Source organism: Lysinibacillus parviboronicapiens, from assembly GCF_003049605.2.
In the GTDB taxonomy this organism is placed as follows: domain Bacteria; phylum Bacillota; class Bacilli; order Bacillales_A; family Planococcaceae; genus Lysinibacillus; species Lysinibacillus parviboronicapiens.
Window position 1 is genome coordinate 3,780,001 of record NZ_CP073713.1, and the last position, 17,655, is coordinate 3,797,655.

At 38.0% G+C, this 17,655-nt stretch carries 17 protein-coding genes (1 of these 17 only partly in view); 6 read left to right on the plus strand and 11 right to left on the minus strand.

Annotation, left to right across the window (positions count from 1 at the left end; all coding sequences use genetic code 11):
* Both C9J31_RS18365 and C9J31_RS18370 read left to right on the plus strand, forming a co-directional pair.
* On the plus strand, positions 1–140 hold the 3' end of the coding sequence (locus tag C9J31_RS18365; RefSeq protein WP_107924104.1) for an MgtC/SapB family protein. It extends 583 nt beyond the left edge of the window; 140 of the gene's 723 nt are visible here — the last part of the coding sequence; its start codon lies beyond the left edge, outside the window; its stop codon occupies positions 138–140.
* Positions 141–155: 15 nt separating this feature from the next.
* Positions 156–1,148: a cation diffusion facilitator family transporter gene (locus C9J31_RS18370; RefSeq protein WP_107951216.1), complete on the plus strand. Its 993-nt coding sequence runs from the start codon at positions 156–158 to the stop codon at positions 1,146–1,148.
* 211 nt (positions 1,149–1,359) lie between these two features.
* Here C9J31_RS18370 and C9J31_RS18375 read toward each other — a convergent pair whose 3' ends face one another.
* The 5 genes from C9J31_RS18375 to pruA all read right to left on the minus strand — a co-directional run bounded on the left by C9J31_RS18375 (position 1,360) and on the right by pruA (position 7,235).
* Positions 1,360–1,500 (minus strand): hypothetical protein, encoded by a 141-nt coding sequence (locus C9J31_RS18375; RefSeq protein ID WP_193767165.1) that lies wholly within the window; start codon positions 1,498–1,500, stop codon positions 1,360–1,362.
* Between the two features lie 109 nt (positions 1,501–1,609).
* Positions 1,610–2,773: an iron-containing alcohol dehydrogenase gene (locus tag C9J31_RS18380; RefSeq protein WP_107951217.1), complete on the minus strand. Its 1,164-nt coding sequence runs from the start codon at positions 2,771–2,773 to the stop codon at positions 1,610–1,612.
* Between the two features lie 268 nt (positions 2,774–3,041).
* On the minus strand, positions 3,042–4,286 hold the full coding sequence (locus tag C9J31_RS18385) for a Glu/Leu/Phe/Val family dehydrogenase (RefSeq protein WP_107924107.1): 1,245 nt from the start codon (positions 4,284–4,286) through the stop codon (positions 3,042–3,044).
* A gap of 83 nt (positions 4,287–4,369) precedes the next feature.
* The gene (locus C9J31_RS18390) at positions 4,370–5,563 is read right to left on the minus strand and encodes an ornithine--oxo-acid transaminase (protein WP_107951218.1); all 1,194 of its coding nucleotides are present in this window, start codon (positions 5,561–5,563) and stop codon (positions 4,370–4,372) included.
* 127 nt (positions 5,564–5,690) lie between these two features.
* The gene (gene pruA, locus C9J31_RS18395) at positions 5,691–7,235 is read right to left on the minus strand and encodes an L-glutamate gamma-semialdehyde dehydrogenase (protein WP_054767627.1); all 1,545 of its coding nucleotides are present in this window, start codon (positions 7,233–7,235) and stop codon (positions 5,691–5,693) included.
* Positions 7,236–7,384: 149 nt separating this feature from the next.
* Here pruA and C9J31_RS18400 point away from each other — a divergent pair, with 149 nt between their 5' ends.
* The gene (locus tag C9J31_RS18400; protein ID WP_107924109.1) at positions 7,385–8,692 is read left to right on the plus strand and encodes an AAA-type ATPase lid domain-containing protein; all 1,308 of its coding nucleotides are present in this window, start codon (positions 7,385–7,387) and stop codon (positions 8,690–8,692) included.
* Positions 8,693–8,790: 98 nt separating this feature from the next.
* Here the strand turns inward: C9J31_RS18400 and yugI are convergent, their stop codons facing one another.
* The 3 genes from yugI to C9J31_RS18415 all read right to left on the minus strand — a co-directional run bounded on the left by yugI (position 8,791) and on the right by C9J31_RS18415 (position 11,435).
* On the minus strand, positions 8,791–9,168 hold the full coding sequence (gene yugI, locus C9J31_RS18405; RefSeq protein ID WP_107924110.1) for a S1 domain-containing post-transcriptional regulator GSP13: 378 nt from the start codon (positions 9,166–9,168) through the stop codon (positions 8,791–8,793).
* A gap of 88 nt (positions 9,169–9,256) precedes the next feature.
* On the minus strand, positions 9,257–10,894 hold the full coding sequence (locus tag C9J31_RS18410) for a hypothetical protein (protein ID WP_107951219.1): 1,638 nt from the start codon (positions 10,892–10,894) through the stop codon (positions 9,257–9,259).
* The gene (locus C9J31_RS18415; RefSeq protein ID WP_054767623.1) at positions 10,887–11,435 is read right to left on the minus strand and encodes an RNA polymerase sigma factor; all 549 of its coding nucleotides are present in this window, start codon (positions 11,433–11,435) and stop codon (positions 10,887–10,889) included. Before C9J31_RS18415 ends, C9J31_RS18410 begins: the two co-directional genes overlap by 8 nt.
* A 282-nt stretch (positions 11,436–11,717) precedes the next feature.
* Between C9J31_RS18415 and C9J31_RS18420 the strand changes: the two genes are divergently transcribed.
* Positions 11,718–13,055 (plus strand): sodium-dependent transporter, encoded by a 1,338-nt coding sequence (locus tag C9J31_RS18420; protein ID WP_107924112.1) that lies wholly within the window; start codon positions 11,718–11,720, stop codon positions 13,053–13,055.
* A 93-nt stretch (positions 13,056–13,148) separates the two neighbouring features.
* Here the strand turns inward: C9J31_RS18420 and C9J31_RS18425 are convergent, their stop codons facing one another.
* The gene (locus C9J31_RS18425; protein WP_010857522.1) at positions 13,149–13,409 is read right to left on the minus strand and encodes a DUF1871 family protein; all 261 of its coding nucleotides are present in this window, start codon (positions 13,407–13,409) and stop codon (positions 13,149–13,151) included.
* Positions 13,410–13,481: 72 nt separating this feature from the next.
* On the opposite strand from C9J31_RS18425, the gene C9J31_RS18430 reads away from it, so the two are divergent.
* Together C9J31_RS18430 and C9J31_RS18435 are read left to right on the plus strand one after the other, a co-directional pair.
* A complete protein-coding gene (locus C9J31_RS18430; RefSeq protein WP_107951220.1) occupies positions 13,482–14,651 on the plus strand; it encodes a MalY/PatB family protein in 1,170 nt (389 codons plus the stop codon).
* A gap of 293 nt (positions 14,652–14,944) precedes the next feature.
* The gene (locus C9J31_RS18435) at positions 14,945–16,378 is read left to right on the plus strand and encodes a magnesium transporter CorA family protein (protein WP_107951221.1); all 1,434 of its coding nucleotides are present in this window, start codon (positions 14,945–14,947) and stop codon (positions 16,376–16,378) included.
* A gap of 343 nt (positions 16,379–16,721) precedes the next feature.
* Here the strand turns inward: C9J31_RS18435 and C9J31_RS18440 are convergent, their stop codons facing one another.
* Both C9J31_RS18440 and C9J31_RS18445 read right to left on the minus strand, forming a co-directional pair.
* Complete coding sequence (locus C9J31_RS18440) at positions 16,722–16,934, minus strand: hypothetical protein (RefSeq protein ID WP_107951222.1); 213 nt, start codon at positions 16,932–16,934, stop codon at positions 16,722–16,724.
* 24 nt (positions 16,935–16,958) lie between these two features.
* The gene (locus C9J31_RS18445) at positions 16,959–17,546 is read right to left on the minus strand and encodes a peptidylprolyl isomerase (RefSeq protein ID WP_107951223.1); all 588 of its coding nucleotides are present in this window, start codon (positions 17,544–17,546) and stop codon (positions 16,959–16,961) included.
* Between the last annotated feature and the right edge of the window lie 109 nt (positions 17,547–17,655).

Here is a 17,655-nt window from a genome sequence, read left to right on the forward strand (position 1 = left end):
TTCCCCTAAGAAATGAGACGGTTTTACACGAATTAGATTTACGATTGTCATTAATTATCTCAGATAACTTACTGTCGTTTTACCGTTCATTGCGAGCGCTATCTTATGTAGAAAAAATCGAAATGGAAATTTTAAACTAGTTGGAGGAAACTTCTATGGCAGATTTATTGAAACTATTAAAGGAAGGTAATAAACCTTCACTCATGGCTGCATGTGTCAATGCCTTTTTAGGAATCATTAAAGGTATTGCTTTTTCCCTCACCGGGAATGTTGCCATGTTTGCAGAAATGATGCACTCACTTGGCGATGCAGCAAATCAATTATTCGTTTATATCGGTTCAGCTCTTTCGAAAAAAGCACCAACAAAGCAATTCCCAGGAGGATTTGGTCGAATTGTTAATCTGGTTTGTCTATTCGCCGTTATTATTGTAGCAATTCTTTCTTATGAAACTGTAAAAGAAGGCTGGCACCATTTTATGCATCCTTCTGATGAGTCAAAGGGAATGCTCATTGCACTTGGAGTTTTATTTATCGGGATTGTGTTGGAGGCCACAGTACTTGCTAAAGCAGGTGTCGAAGTACTGCATGAGGCTGGACAAGAAAAAGCTGGTATGGCTTCTATTGTGAAAGCATTCGCCTATTTGAATCGTGCTAAACCAGCAACAAAATTAGTGTTTATGGAAGATTTAGTAGCTACAGCAGGTAATGTATTAGCTTTTGCGGCTATTTTAATTGCACATTTTACAGGGTGGGCAAGAATTGAAGGCCTCGTATCAATGATTATCGGCTGTATGATGTTCTATGTAGTGGGCAAGATATTTCTTGATAATGCTCGTGGCGTTATCGGTGAAACCGATGAGGAAATGCTTAATCATATCGCTCATCTCGTGATGGAGGATCCAAATATTAAAGACATTGTACGTCTAGAGGTTGTTAAAGAAGGTGAGTTTTTGCATGTCGAGCTAGTTGCAGAAGCCGATGCTAAATTATCACTTGCCTACCTAGATGATGTACGCGACCATTTAACAGCAGTTATTTTAAGTCAAAAAGGCGTATCAAAAGTAGCCATTTTATTTGATGAAGATGATGGTCTAATCAATTGGGTACACGTCGGAGATAAACCAACAAGCACGACTACTAAACATTAAAACGATAGTCAATTGCCTTATTTCAGGCACTTGGCTATTTTTATACGGGTATTAAATGACTCCGTTCACGTTTAATTTTTATTGCACTTAAGCAATCAGAAACTTCCTCACTATTTACAAAAACATGATTTGTAACCACAAAAGTTAATAACATTTTAATGCGATTTATTTTTTTCACGCATTGTTGTTGAATCACTATTTTAGAGAATTTTTATGTTGCCACACGATTTGCGAAGGCATAGTCTTCAATGTTGGTAATCTCTCTGCCATCTGGATGACACCCAAGAATAAAATTACCAGCATAGGAATCCTTCTGATTGGTCATGTACTTCAGCAATTGAATCTTCTTCATTCATCATTTGAAGGGCGACCAAATAATGTTTTAAAGCACCTGTTTTCTTTTCTTAACCTTTGCCACAAAAAAACTGTGAGACTAGTTGCACAGCCTCACAGTTTGAATATTAAAGGGAGTTTTGTAGAATTGTACGTACATCATCTTCCTGTAACTTTTTAAAGTTACCAAAAGGTCCATTATGCATAGCATGTTCAACGATTTGATTAAATTTCGAATCATCAATATCATAATCTGCTAAGCGACTAGGTGCACCTAACGATGTCCAAAATGCTGATAGACGATCAATACCTTCATAAGCAACTTCTTCAGTTGTTTTACCTGTCTTATCAACACCAAAGACACGTATTGCAATACCAGCAAAGCGCTCAGGATTTATAGGCACACTTAAACGCATCCAGTGTGGCTGTAAAATTGCTAAACCGCCCGCATGTGGAATATCATAAATCGCTGATACAGCATGCTCAATATCATGCGATGCCCAATCGCCACGAGAACCCATCGATAAAAAGCCGTTTAAACCAACTGTTCCAGCTAATAGAATTGTCTCTCGTAATGCAACATTTTCTAAATCCTCCAGTAGTTTTGGAGCTGTAGCAATTACTGTACGTAAAACACCCTCACACATTTCATCTGTGATTGGCGTATTCGTAGCATTATGGAAATATTGTTCGAATACATGTGACATCATATCAACCATTCCGTAAACTGTATGATTTTTCGGTACTGATACAGTGTAGGCTGGATTTAAAATTGAAAAATTCGGGAATGCTGCTGGACTACCCCAACTTAACTTTTCTTCGGTAGCAGCGTTCGTAATAACAGAGCCTGAATTCATTTCTGAACCTGTTGCAGCTAGCGTTAATACTGTTCCTAATGGTAAAGCCTCTTTTACCATTACCTTTCTCTTTACAATATCCCACGCATCACCATCATATTTTGCACCAGCCACTATTAATTTTGAACAATCAATAACGGAACCTCCACCAACAGCAAGCACAAGATCGATATGTTCTTTTTTGCATATCTCAATACCGAGACGTGCTGTCTCAACTCGAGGGTTCGGCTCAACACCGCTCAATTCAAAAATTGTTTTACCCGCTTCTTGTAATTTTTCAATCACAGTATCATATACGCCATTTTTCTTTATGCTGCCTCCACCATATACTACCAATACCTTACTACCATACTGTGCTAACTCTTTTGGTAATTTTTCTAACGCCTCTTCACCAAAGTGTAATCTAACTGGATTACAGAATGTAAATGAATTCATGGAAATCGCCCCTTTCTAGTTGGATTTTCTCATATATATAAGAAGGAAAGCAAAGATTTAAAACCAACTATACGCTGGACATTAATCGTTATAAATGTCGCCACAGTTACACCGATTTCAGCTAATTTTTCCTGTATACGCTTATAGTACGTTACACAATCACTTCCGAGGTTCTATCCACGCGTTTGAACGTGCTTTCAGTAAATAACAATAAAAAAACGAGTCATCCCTTTAATTAGGAATGACTCGTTTTGTAATTATCTATTAATTATACCCATCCACGGAAGCGTGATGCTTCTGCAGTACGGCGAACACCTACCATATAAGCAGCTAAGCGCATGTTAATGTTTCGCGTTGTCGCTGTTGTATAAACATTATCGAAGGCTTCAACCATTTTTTTGTAAAGGCGTTCTTCTACTTCTTCTTCAGTCCAGTAATAACCTTGGTTATTTTGAACCCATTCGAAGTAAGAAACGGTCACACCACCAGCAGATGCTAATACGTCTGGAACAAGTAAAATACCACGTTCAGTTAGTATTCTCGTTGCCTCAGCTGTTGTTGGACCATTTGCTGCCTCTACTACGATGTTTGCTTTAATGTTATGTGCATTGTCAGCAGTAATTTGGTTTTCAATTGCAGCTGGCACTAAAATATCACAATCAAGCTCTAATAATTCTTTGTTCGAAATTGTGTTCTCAAATAAAGTTGTTACTGTACCGAAACTATCACGACGATCTAATAGGTAATCGATATCTAAACCTTCAGGATCATGAAGAGCACCATAAGCATCAGAAATACCAATTACTTTTGCACCTAAATCATGCATGAATTTTGCAAGGAAACTACCTGCATTACCGAAGCCCTGAATAACAACACGTGCACCTTTAATGTTAATATCACGTTTTTTCGCTGCTTCTTCAATAACAATTGTTACACCTTGTGCAGTTGCACGGTCACGACCTTGAGAACCACCAAGAACAAGTGGTTTACCTGTGATGAAACCTGGTGAGTTGAATTCGTCCATACGGCTGTATTCATCCATCATCCAAGCCATAATTTGTGCATTTGTAAATACATCTGGAGCCGGAATATCTTTAGTTGGGCCTACGATTTGACTTACAGCACGTACATAACCACGGCTCAGGCGTTCGATTTCACCCATAGACATTTGACGTGGGTCACAAATGACACCGCCTTTACCACCGCCATACGGTAAATCAACAATCCCACATTTCAATGTCATCCACATTGAAAGCGCTTTAACTTCTTCCTCTGATACTGCTGGGTGGAAGCGTACGCCACCTTTAGTTGGGCCTACAGCATCATTGTGCTGTGCACGGTAACCAGTAAATACTTTTGTTGTACCATCATCCATTTTCACTGGAATACGTACTTGAAGCATGCGAAGTGGTTCCTTTAATAATTCATACATAGCTTCGTCATAGCCAAGTTTATTTAGAGCATCTTGAATGACGTCTTGAGTTGATGTGAACAGATTTAAGTTTTCAGACATATTAAATCGCCTCTTTGTTTTTATTAATGATAGTATATCGGCATCATTGTAACACACTTCCGAAATAAAATGTGAACATTTTGTTAAACTTTAAATACTTTTTCAATTTGAGCAATTGACCAATCTAAATCTTCTTGTGAAATAACAAGTGGTGGCGCAAAACGAATAACTGTATCATGTGTTTCTTTACATAATAGACCTAATTCTTTTAGCTTTTCACAGTATGGACGAGCTGCTTCTGTTAATTCCATTCCGATAAATAATCCACGACCACGAACTTCCTTAATAACAGGGTTATTAATATTTTGAAGCTTACCTTTGAAATATTCGCCAAGGTTGTGTGAACGCTCTGCTAGTTTTTCGTCTAGTAATACTTTAATTGATGCAATTGACACTGCACACGCTAAAGGATTCCCACCGAAAGTAGAGCCATGTGAACCTGGGTTGAATACGCCTAAAATATCACGGTTTGCCGCCACACAAGAAATTGGGAATACACCGCCACCTAAAGCTTTCCCTAAAATGTACATATCCGGTTCAACGTCTTCCCAATCACAAGCAAACATTTTACCTGTACGTGCTAAACCAGCTTGAATTTCATCAGCGATAAATAACACATTGTTTTCAAGGCATAGCTCACGTGCAGCTTTTAAGAAACCTTCTGAAGGAATGACAATACCAGCTTCTCCTTGAATTGGTTCAATTAAGAATGCTGCTGTATTTGGTGTAATCGCTGCTTTAAGCGCTTCTAAATTACCATAATCTACTAGTTTCACATTCGGTAGCATTGGTCCGAAACCACGACGATATTCTTCATCAGATGATAATGATACTGCAAGCATTGTACGACCATGGAAGTTTCCGTTACATGCAATGATTTCTGCTTTGCCATCTTCTACACCTTTTACATCGTATGCCCAACGACGAGCCGCTTTAAACGCAGTTTCAACTGCTTCTGCACCCGTATTCATCGGTAATACCATTTGTTTATTTGTTAATTTACCAACAAGCTCATACCACTCACCTAGGTTTTCACTATAGAAAGCACGAGAAGTTAATGTTACTTTATCAGCCTGTTCTTTTAACGCAGCAATAATTTTCGGATGTCTGTGACCCTGATTTACAGCTGAGTAAGCTGATAGCATATCTAAATATTTGTTGCCTTCTGGATCTGTTACCCATGCACCTTCAGCCTCTGCAATAACGATTGGCAGTGGATGATAGTTTGCAGCACCATAATTTTGTGTTTGTTCAATAACTAGTTGCGATTTTGTCATATAGTATTCTCTCCTTATACTTCACGATAATAGTTCTATAAAAGAGAGACAGGCTAAGACTTTTAACAAGCCCGCCTTTCTCATCAATAGAAGTCCTTTAGAAAACTTTCTTTTATAGCGTTAAAAATTAAAGCATTTCTGAAGTTGTTTTAGCTTGCATATGCAGTTGTAAGTAGTCAGGGCCACCAGCTTTAGAGTCAGTACCTGACATGTTGAAGCCACCAAATGGTTGGTAGCCAACGATAGCACCTGTACAACCACGGTTGAAGTATAAGTTACCTACATGGAAATCTTCACGAGCTTTTTCTAAGTTCATACGGTTAGTTGTAATAACCGCACCAGTTAAACCGTATTCAGTGTCGTTTGCAATTGCAATTGCTTCGTCAAAATCTTTTGCTTTAGCAATGGCTACGACTGGTCCAAAAATCTCTTCTCGCATGATGCGTGCTGAAGGATCTACGTCTGCAAACACTGTTGGTTGAACGAAGTATCCAACCGAATCATCTGCTGTACCACCTGAAACAAGGCGACCTTCATTTTTACCGATTTCGATATACTCTGTAATTTTATTGAAAGCTGCTTGGTCAATAACTGTTGCCATAAAGTTGCTGAAGTCTGTTGGATCACCAACTGTTAATGCATTAGTTAGCTCTTGAACACGATCAACTACAGTGTCGTAAACATCTTCTACGATTACTGCACGAGAACATGCTGAACATTTTTGACCAGAGAAGCCGAATGCTGATTTTACAATTGATTGAGCAGCAAGTTCTAAATCTGCTTCTTTATCTACTACGATTGTGTCTTTACCGCCCATTTCAGCGATTACACGTTTAATCCAAATTTGTCCATCGTTATGTGTCGCAGCACGTTTGTTAATGCGTAAACCTACATCACGAGATCCTGTGAAACTGATAAAGCGTGTTTTCGGATGATCTACTAAGTAATCACCCACTTCTGCACCAGAACCTGGTACATAGTTTACTGCACCTGCTGGAAGACCAGCTTGCTCTAATACTTCGATAAATTTATATGCCACAACAGGAGTTGTTGAAGCTGGTTTTAATAATACTGTATTCCCTGTAACTAGAGCCGCTACTGTTGTACCTGCCATAATTGCAAATGGGAAGTTCCAAGGTGAGATCACAATACCAATACCTAAAGGAATATAGTCATAGCGATTGTATTCGCCTGGACGGCTTTCAACATGTTGGCCATCTTTAATACGTAACATTTGGCGACCATAGTATTCTAAGAAATCGATTGCTTCTGCTGTATCAGCATCTGCTTCATTCCATGGTTTACCTGCTTCTTTTGTTAATAGTGCTGAGAATTCATGTTTACGTCGACGAATAATTGCTGCCGCTTTGAATAAAACATCCGCACGAACTGCTGGATCTACCTTTTTCCATGTTTTAAATGTTTCATCTGCTACTTGCATTGCTTTTTCAGCTAATTCTTGGTTGGCCTTAGATACGCGACCAATCACTTCTGTTTTCTTTGCAGGGTTATAAGAAACAATTTTATCTTCAGTTGTAATACGTTCTCCACCAATAATTAGTGGATAGTCTTGCCCTAAATAACCTTCTACTTTATTTAATGCTTCTAGATAAGCATTGTAGTTTGCCTCTTGAGAAAAATCTGTAAATGGTTCATGTTTGTATGGAATCATACTAAAATCCTCCCTTTGTGAGATGTTAAAGTTTAGTGTGCAAAAAACATTGACGCAAATTTTCTTTGCGTATAGAATATTCTTACACTTATTATAATGCAAAATTTCGTTGCATATTTCAAGTAAAAAATTTTTGAGGTGCAAATTTTATGAAAAATTCAGAACCTTTACTCCCTTTTTATGATTTTATTGCAACTAATGTATCCGTTGGTATTCATGCGATTGATGTGACTGGAAAAACAATTATCTATAATACAAAAATGAAAGAAATTGAGGGATTTCATTTTGATGAATTAGCAGATCGCTCAATTATTGAACTGTTTTCTTTTCGTCAACATGAAAGTACTTTAATGCGTGTTTTACAAACGGGTATGAAAGAAATAAACGTAAAGCAAACTTACTGGAATAAAAATGGACATGAAATCACAACGATTAATGATACTTTTCCACTTTTTCAGAAGAACAAACTCATTGGCGCCATCGAATTTGCACGTGATATTACATCACTCGAAAAATTAGTATATCAGCCACTGCGTCGCTACGATGAACCTTTAACATTTGATATGATTACTGCTGTTTCTGACACAATGAAGCAGGTTATCGCAAATGCCAAAAAAGCAGCGGCCGTTAAATTACCCGTATTACTAATAGGGGAGTCTGGTACTGGAAAGGATTTAGTAGCAGAAGGTATTCACCATGCTGCGTCGCCTGATCCTGAAGCATTTATAACCCTATTTAGTCGCCGTTCTGCGCAGTCAGTTCTTGATAAAGTGAAAGAGCTTTTACAACATGACAAGGCATATACATTTTTCTTTGAGCGCATTGATTTTTTAAGCCTCGACTTACAAGAACAATTATTAGAGGTACTACAGTCCCTTCCTCAGTCAAAATACATGTTGATTGGTAGCGTTGGCAGTGACCCGATTACATTAATTGCAGAGAAGAAACTTTCAAAATCGCTGTACTATTTTTTCGCGACCATGGCTATTACAATCCCCAATTTAACAGACCGAAAAGAAGATATTCTGCCGTTTGTTGATGATTATATTAGCAGACACCGCGAACGTTTCGCATCGAACGTGCTTGAACTTGCACCTGATGTGCAAACATTGTTCTTACAATATGATTGGCCTGGGAACTTGAAGGAACTTGAATTATTACTGGATGAAATTGTGTCGTTTATGACAACTGAGACAACAGTTACCCATGATTTATTGCCGCTTCATTTCCGTTTTAAAGTACAGCAACAAGACGCATCTGATCGAGAGCCAGAGTATTTTATGTTTCAGCAACAAAATGATGTCATGCCGCTTGATGCCTATTTACGGGAAGCCGAATCCTATTATGTGCAAAATGTATTGAATTTATATGAGGGCAATATTACAAAAGCAGCAGGTGCGCTTGGTATGAGTCGACAAAACCTACAATATCGTTTACGAAAAATCAAGAAACAATAGCTTCGTTTAACTATTATTGCCCATTGTTAAATCATAATTGGATATGTTCAAAAAAAAAAAAAATGAGGATGTCTTCACATAGAAGCATCCTCATTTCTTTAATGTCCTGACTGTTCGATCCAGTCCTGTAACTTGTCTTTTAGGGAGTTAAAACCATTAGCATCAGACTCATCTACGCGGTCCTGTAATGATTTACGTGGTGGTGCATCTTTTTTTCGTAACGTTGCTGGGCGTTCTTGTAAAGCTCGGATCGATAAACTAATTTTTTCGGCCGCTTCATCGATTTCAAGCACCTTTACTTCAACTTCTTGCCCAACCGATAAAAATTCACTCACGTCTTTGACAAAGCCGTACGTAATTTCGGAAATATGCACAAGCCCTTGTGTTTCTTCATCAAGCGCTACAAATGCACCGTACGGTTGAATGCCTGTAACTTTTCCGGTTAACACGTCTCCTAATTCATATTTTTTTACCATAACCTTTGCCCACTTTCTATATGTTTGCTACGTATATATCACGTTAAATTATAACATAGGTAAATAAGTGGAGCAAAAATTCGTCTTATCAATTAATTGCTGCAATTCGGAATTGAGATTCCCCTAAATCATTTGTCATTGTATCAATTCTAAAAAGGATACTTTGTCCAAATATCGTCTGTTCCTCCTCTTTCACGGTAGCTTTAATTGTAATTGTTGCTCCTTTTGTCTCACTCAGATCGCTAAAAATAAGCATGTCACTAAATTTCGGTATTTCTGTTCCCACAACTTCATCCATTACCAGTTGCTGTGCTACTTTATAATCCTGTTGTGATAACGCATAAATATATAAGCTCACTACATTTAATGGTTGCAATGAGTTTAACACCGTCATATCCCCTGTTTGCTTATATGTGTTATAAATCTGCTGTGCTAACTGTATCGAGTACTCATCTAATGCTACTTCGGTTGCGCCATATTGTGTATTGGTTTCAGGATTATAACGTTTTTTTAGTACGCCCATCCACACATCGTATGCCGTAAGCTGAAAGAGCGTTAATGACTTCCCTATTTTCAGCTCATTCACTATTGTTTGTGCTGTTTCTTGCATCACCATACCAAATTCCCCCTCGGCAACGCGCATGATAAACGCTTTATACTCTTCAGTTATTTGACCATCTAGCGTATGCGTAGAAAAAGATTCTGTACCTTTCAATAATGCTAGCCATGTGTTTTCATATTCTCCCTTCAAGACCATATACTCTGGAGAATCTGTAAATGAATCTGCGAGCAGTGTTTGCTCGTACATTACTAAAATAGCTGCTGTTTCACTTGCAGTTAATCGTAAGTCACCACCTACAAGCAAGGAGCCAGTTGCTAAATGCTTAAAATAACCAACTATATCCGGATGAATATTGTCCTTATAGGAAGAAGCATGCTCACCAAATAAAGGATTCGGTCGAAATTGACCATCACTTTGCAGTTCAATATATTGCTTATTTGCGGTTGATATCAAATGTTTTAATTCTTTTGGGAAGTGATTAGAATCGGTCGTTAAAATTTTGCTATAGTCTGTTAATCGTGACGTATAATAACTGGCAATCTCATTTGCTGTATTTGCGTAAAGTTTAAAATAATCAAATGAATCACTAAAGGGTAAATGTTTACTTATACTACTATCTTCCCATATTTTAAAAATCTCACTTGGTGTCATTAAATAATTCATTACACCCCACTCCATACTTTGAGTGAAGTCATCATTTATAATCTGACTCTCTAAAAATTCTGCTTTTCTACTCTTCAAATGATTTAAGCTACTACTTGCCATTTGCACAGTGGATAACTTATTAAACTCTTCCTCAGGCATATCAAGCTCAATCCGCATTTCCTCACGTTTTTCTTCGTACTTTTTTGTAAAGTCTACTAGCCATTCATCATAGTTTATAGACTGTTCAATTTCTGTTGTTTGCACAGTGGTAGGTGGACCGATTATATATGATGTTGCTAATACTCCAACTATGAGCACACTTGCAATACTCGCTACCCAAACAGTTGGCTTTTTCCATTTATTAGGGCGCTTTTGTGATAAGGAGACTATTTCCATAGTTGAGGCGACTTCCTCTGCTTCAATTTGCACGACTACATCTACTGGATCTAATTGGGGTTCTATGCGGTCGTATGATTTTTTTAAGAGCGCCATACGTTTGTCAAATTGTTGCTCATCCATTTTCAACACTCCCTTCCTCTAACAAAACTTCTTTAAGTTTTTCCTTTGCCCGTAAAATACGAACTTTCACTGTTGACAATGAAATGCCTAGCACCTCAGCAATTTCCTCGTACTTTAGTTCGTGAAAGTAGAATAATACAAGCGGATAACGATATTTTTCATCGAGTGTTTGAATGGCGTTATGTAATAGTCTGTCTTCCTCAAAATTTAGGACATGCTTTTCCGCTGAAGCACTAGGAATATGTTGCAGTGCGCTCAGCAACTCCTCTTTTGCTTGCTCCCGTTGCTCCTTTCGATAATAATCCCGTGTCGCATTTAGGGTAATTTTATAGAGCCATGTGGTAAAACGATCGTGCTTAAATTGATGCAAAAAGCGATATAACTTTACAAACACCTCCTGTGAAACATCTGCCAAATCACAGTTATGTACACCACATTGAAAGGCAAATTTTTCAACTGTTCGCTGGTGGATACGAATAAGTTCGATATAGGCTTCTTTATCGCCTTGCTGTGCCTGTTCAATTAATTCAAATTCAGTCACTGTTCTCCCCCCTTATTTACTTTGTATGTATGGAACGAAGTATTTCTCCTAATTGTTACATATTTATATGAATCTGGCTTCCATAAGGGGAAAGTTGGTAGAAATGCTGGGGCTGGTAGCCCGTTAGAATTGTCGTATCGCTTTTTTGGTGTAGCCTGTTGTGCTACTTGAACCTTTTAGCATAGAAAGTAGTTCAATTTATAGTCAATTTTCTGATATTTGCCTTGTGTTATGAAATTTTTGCGGTAAAATAAAACTTTAGTATAAGGAGGCTTTATTTTCGTGTCATCGAGAGATCAATTTACATCTAAAATTGGATTTATCTTAGCAGCGGCTGGCAGTGCCATCGGGCTTGGAGCAATCTGGAAATTCCCCTATATGGCGGGGACAAATGGCGGAAGTGTGTTTATTCTGCTATTCATCCTATGTACGTTCTTTATCGGTTTACCGGTGTTAATTGCTGAATTTATGATTGGACGTCGTGGACAAAAGGATGCCGTGACATCATTCAAAGAGCAAGCGCCAGGAAAACCATGGTATTTGATAGGTTGGGGCGGCATGATAATTGCTGGTTTAATCTTATCTTTCTATAGCGTTGTTGGCGGTTGGATTTTAAGTTATTTAGGACGTTCAATAACGTTTCAACTAAATAATGGTGGCAATGATACTAACTACGCTGATTTGTTTGGCAGTATTATCTCTAGCCCCTTTGAAGCGGTGCTTGTGCAAGGCTTATTCTTGCTATTAACCATAGCGATTGTTTCTGGGGGCATTAAAGGCGGTATTGAAAAAGCTAGTACGTGGATGATGCCACTATTATTCATCTTCTTCATCGTATTAGTTGTGCGCTCATTAACACTTGACGGTGCAATGGAAGGCGTTAAATTCATGTTCGTCCCTGACTGGTCTTACTTGAATGCCGAAACATTTTTAAAGGCACTCGGACAAGCATTCTTCTCGTTAAGTGTCGGTATTGCGGTCATGATCACCTATGCTTCTTACCTTTCAAAAACTGAGAAAATTGGTAATTCAGCGATAAATGTCGCCTCAATGAATATCATCATTTCGCTACTTGCAGGCCTTGTGATTTTCCCTGCAGTGTTCGCACTTGGCTATACACCCGATCAAGGGCCTGGTCTGGTATTTATCATCTTGCCAGCTGTCTTTCAGCAATTACCGCTTGGCGGCTTGTTTTTAACTATTTTCTTTATCCTTTTACTATTTGCCACAGTCACTTCTTCTATTTCAATGCTTGAAATTGTTGTTGCAATAGCGATTGGCGACAAGCCTGAAAAACGCAAAAAAATTGCTTGGATTGGTGGGATCATTATTTTTATCTTCGGAATCCCAAGTGCCTTGTCATTTGGTATCTTATCCGATGTGCAAATTTTAGATCGTTCTATCTTCGATTTTGTTGACTTTATGACAAATAGTGTTGGTATGCCAATTGGCGCTCTACTTATCTCCATCTTTGCAGGCTACTACTATACAAAAGATATTTCTCGTCGGGAGCTTGCTTCATCGAGTTTAATGTTTAACATTTGGTATATTTTGATTCGCTATGTATCACCTATTGCGATATTGCTTATTTTCATTCAAGGTATACTTCCATTATTTTAATAAATAAATAATCCTCGCACCGTTCTAGGCGCGAGGATTATTATCTAAAATTAGTATTATTGTCTCCGCCTAAAATAGCGGTGACTTTTTATATTAAATAATACACTTAGCTTCAAATTTAATGGCAATGAGTTTGTACGAAATGGCTACACAATCTTCAAATGGAATCCATTGTTCAAACGAGTGTTCATATGTTTCTTGAATAACCTTTGCTAGTACTGAAGGGTCATCAATCCCCTGCAGTGCTGCTACGACATCAGCTGTTTCCGTATCATAATGGTCTGGACCTAAGTGGAATGGATCCCATTCCTCTAGCAGATGCACGGCTGCTTGATTCATTTTAATATTTTCCAAAATACTCACCTATTATCCTTTTATCATACTCGTATGATACCATAGGAAATAAAAAAGAAAAGAGTGATTTGCTTGTCTATTTTTGATAATACTATTAATCGTCGCCATTCCAACTCTGTAAAATGGGACGCAATGGAAAAAGTGTATGGGTTAAAAGATGCTTCTGAAATATTACCGATGTGGGTAGCTGATATGGATTTTGCGCCTCCTGTAGCTGTGTCACAGGCATTGCAAGAGCAAGCTAGTAACGCTATTTTTGGCTATAGCTTTGTCAGTGAGCAAGCACTACAATCAATAGTAGACTGGCAGGAAACTCGCCATGGTTGGCACATTGACAAACAATCTATTTTATTCAATAACGGTGTCGTTTCTGCATTGGCAAATGTTATAGTAGCACTTACTCACCCTGAAGATAAGGTGCTTATTTCAACACCCGTCTATCCGCCATTCTTTAACATCCCTAAAAGTAATGGCCGAGAAGTTGTTACTTGCCCTTTAGTGGTGAAAAACGGCACATTTGTCTATGATTTTGTAGCCTTTGAACAAGCACTTGCCCAAGATGTGAAAGCCTACATATTATGTAATCCTCATAATCCAGGTGGCTATGTATGGGATGAAGCTACATTAAAAGAAATTGTTCGTCTATGTACAAAATATGATGTTCTTATTATTTCTGATGAAATTCACTCGGATTTAATGTTAGATGGGTCAGTACACATACCTCTTGCAAAGGTTGCAGGAGATGAAGTCGATCGGATTATAACATGTATGGCACCAACAAAAACTTTTAATCTAGCTGGCATTCAAATTGCTTATATGATTGTCACAGATAAGCAAAAACGGGCGCAATTAGAAGCACTCAACATGGCTAGTGGTCACGGCTCACTAAATAGCTTCGCCCCTATCGCAATGCAAGCTGCATACTCAGCAGGTGCCGCATGGTTAGATGAATTACTTACTTATATTTCTAAAAATATGGAATATGTGATTACCGAGTTAGCACAATTACCTGGCATTCGTATTGCGAAACCTCAGGGCACATATTTACTATGGATTGATTACCGCGACATGGCAATTGATGAGAAAGTGATGATGCAACGTTTGTTGGAAATTGGTCAGCTTGCATTAGAACCTGGTACAAAGTACGGCGAAGAAGGTCGTGGTTTCCTTCGTATGAATGTTGCTTGTTCTTTTGAAACTGTAAAAGATGGCGTAAGCCGCTTTAAACGCGCATTATTATAATCTCACAAGTGTACGCATTATTCATAAGGATTACTAAGGACACTTTTAAAGATAGTTCAAGTACTTGAGATATCCATTAAGACTGTCGACAAACTCTAAGAAATTTTGAGTTTGTCGACGGTCTTTTTACTTTATATTGATTCCTTTTCAAGCGCTCCCTTTTTGCGGCGGGTCGCCGAGAAAAGATTGTCGACATCCCCGATGTTATTTCATGTTTGACCACTGATATCCTTCTTATGTTTAGAAACGAGTTAAAAAGGTAAGAGTTTCTATACAAAAGTGAGGTGTATTAAATGGCATCGCTAGCTCCATTAACGATTGAACGTGCTTATATGACTTTCTTATTCCCCTTTGCTTACCATATGCAATGTAGAGACAAGCTTTGTAATGAGCTAACAAAAGAAAATTTTTCATTCTTCACCTTGCAAAACAAATCATTAGAAGATGCATTCTATGGAGAATCCATCTCGATTTCGCATGAAGAATTAGCTCAATTTTTCTATCCATTTATCGAAGACAAACTATTCCCTGATAACTCAGACCGTCATGATTTTATCCGTTTTTCAAAAGCTTTTCATGCAGAAGGTTCATTACTGTATCGAGAAGATACCTTTGCATATGAAATAGTTAGCATCGATATTACACTTTGCCCATTCGGTAATGGCATTATTACAATGAGGACAAAGATGACGGATTCTACACATGACTTTAGTGATGTATTAAACTTTATACATTATTTTCGTGTGTTAGAGGCTAAGCTCTGGGAAGAAAAAGGCGCAAGTCATCATTTTCCCTTTGGCCATTTTTCATCAACTGGTGATCTATTATTCAAACATTTTGTTCCCTATTTATTTCCCTATCTACCGTATCAGCAGGCAGATACATATGACGGGTTACCATTTTTTGAGGATGAACGCATGTTTTCTTCCGCATTTTTACTATGTAAGGAAGGAGAAAAAATTTTAGATGAGCATTTGTTTCGCCTAGGACAAGTTGATGGGAAAAAACCTGATGGAAACCCTTTTATTTCTAGTACAAATCCACATTACATTGCTGATTATGTCAAAGAACATACGCATACGCGTTGGGCACCAAACAGCTATATTGTCACCTCAGCTCAGGCACAAATAGCAATTTCTAACCTTTCCTTTAAGGAATCAAAACATAGCATTGAGGAATTTATGGGCACACATTATTATAATTTGTTTATACATTATTTTTATAAAATGATGCTCCTAAAAGTATCTTTTGAGTATAGTGAAATAAGTTGGCGTAAGGACAAGCTTGTGGTGGATGAGCTCATTGAGTTAATAACTAAGTTTTCGGCACGTTATTATTTTGATGAGGTTGTTGTTCGTACAGAGGGAAAAGAAATCTCTCAAGCGCTGCGGAAATTTTTCCGTATTAATGAGCATTATATTGAGACGAAGGCGACTCTTGAAAGCTTATATCGTACATTGGAGGATCGCTCTGATAATCGCAATAATAGATTACTGTTCATCTTAACGGTGTTTACTGTCGTTTCTGGTATTTACGGCATGAACTTAGTTATCGAAGAATGGGATAGCACTGTCGATTGGAAAAGTATTTTTGGCTATACGGCTTTTGAGTGGTTTGCCCTTATCATTGCACTCAGCGGTATAGGTTTATCACTTATACTCGTTTGTTATTCGATTTTCACAACTTTCAGAAATCATTTTCGTCGATACAAGCGAAATCTGCCGTAAAACAAGGGCTGCTTAAAAGTCCCTCAAACAATATCCTGTATAGTAAAATTCCGCTTCGCTAAGGTATGAGCCACATCAAAGCAATAAATGGTTTTGTGCGAAAGCGCAGTGCCAGCCACATGTGCTAGTCACGAAGGCCTGTTGTCGCTTCGTAGACTCTGTGCTTTTCACAGCTATTGAAGTGAAAGTTGCCATCAGGAACAGTACGTGCAAAAATTCGCGGCGATCCAGCGCAGAAATTAATTGGATCCGTACCTGCAAAAGGAAGTGCTTGGAACGGGAATTAACGTTTTTTCCTATTTATTCTAAAAAAGGCACTCTACATTGAGAGTGCTTTTTTTTATTAAATATTTTGGTGATTGCCAGTATCTTTTTTATCAGCTAAAATACGTGCTTCGATTTCTTTTGATTTGATTTCTTGCTTTTTAGAAATTTTACGGAAAATTATAAACACCACTGTACATAAAATGAGCATCAATATAAATTCAAATGCTGCAGGAATATAACCTGATTTATCTTCAGGGAAATATAAGAATTGATACATTAATTGTTCCATGTTTTCTACACGTCCTTACAATTATTATTCAAAAACTGTAATTGACTCAATTTTCACATCTTCTAATGGCTTATCACGACCGTCTTTTTCTACTTCCGCGATGTTATCAATAATGTCCATACCTTCAACAACATGACCGAACACAGTGTGTTTATGGTCTAACCAAGGTGTACCACCATTTTGAGCATATGCCTCGATAATCTCTTCAGGGAAGCCAGCGCCTTGTAGTTGGCGTAGCATATCACTTGGAAGGTGCTTCATTTGCACGACAAAAAATTGAGAACCGTTTGTGTTTGGACCAGCATTCGCCATTGAAAGTGCGCCACGTAGGTTAAATAATTCATCAGAGAATTCATCTTCGAAAGAGTTACCCCAAATTGATTCACCGCCCATGCCTGTTCCAGTTGGGTCGCCACCTTGAATCATGAAGTCTTGGATAACACGGTGGAAAATAATGCCGTTATAATAACCTGATTTTGCATGGCCTAAGAAGTTTTCAACAGTTTTAGGTGCTTGTTTTGGGAATAATTTAATCTTGATGGCACCTAAAGTTGTCGTCATTTCTACTAGTACTTCGCCTGGTTGTACTTCTTTTGTTAATTGTGGAAACATGGGAGTCTCTCCTTTAAAGTAAAATTTCAGTTTCAACGGAAATGATCATACATTAAATCATTTCTGACCTCATATTAGTCTAACATACTTCCTAAAGGTTTTCTTCACC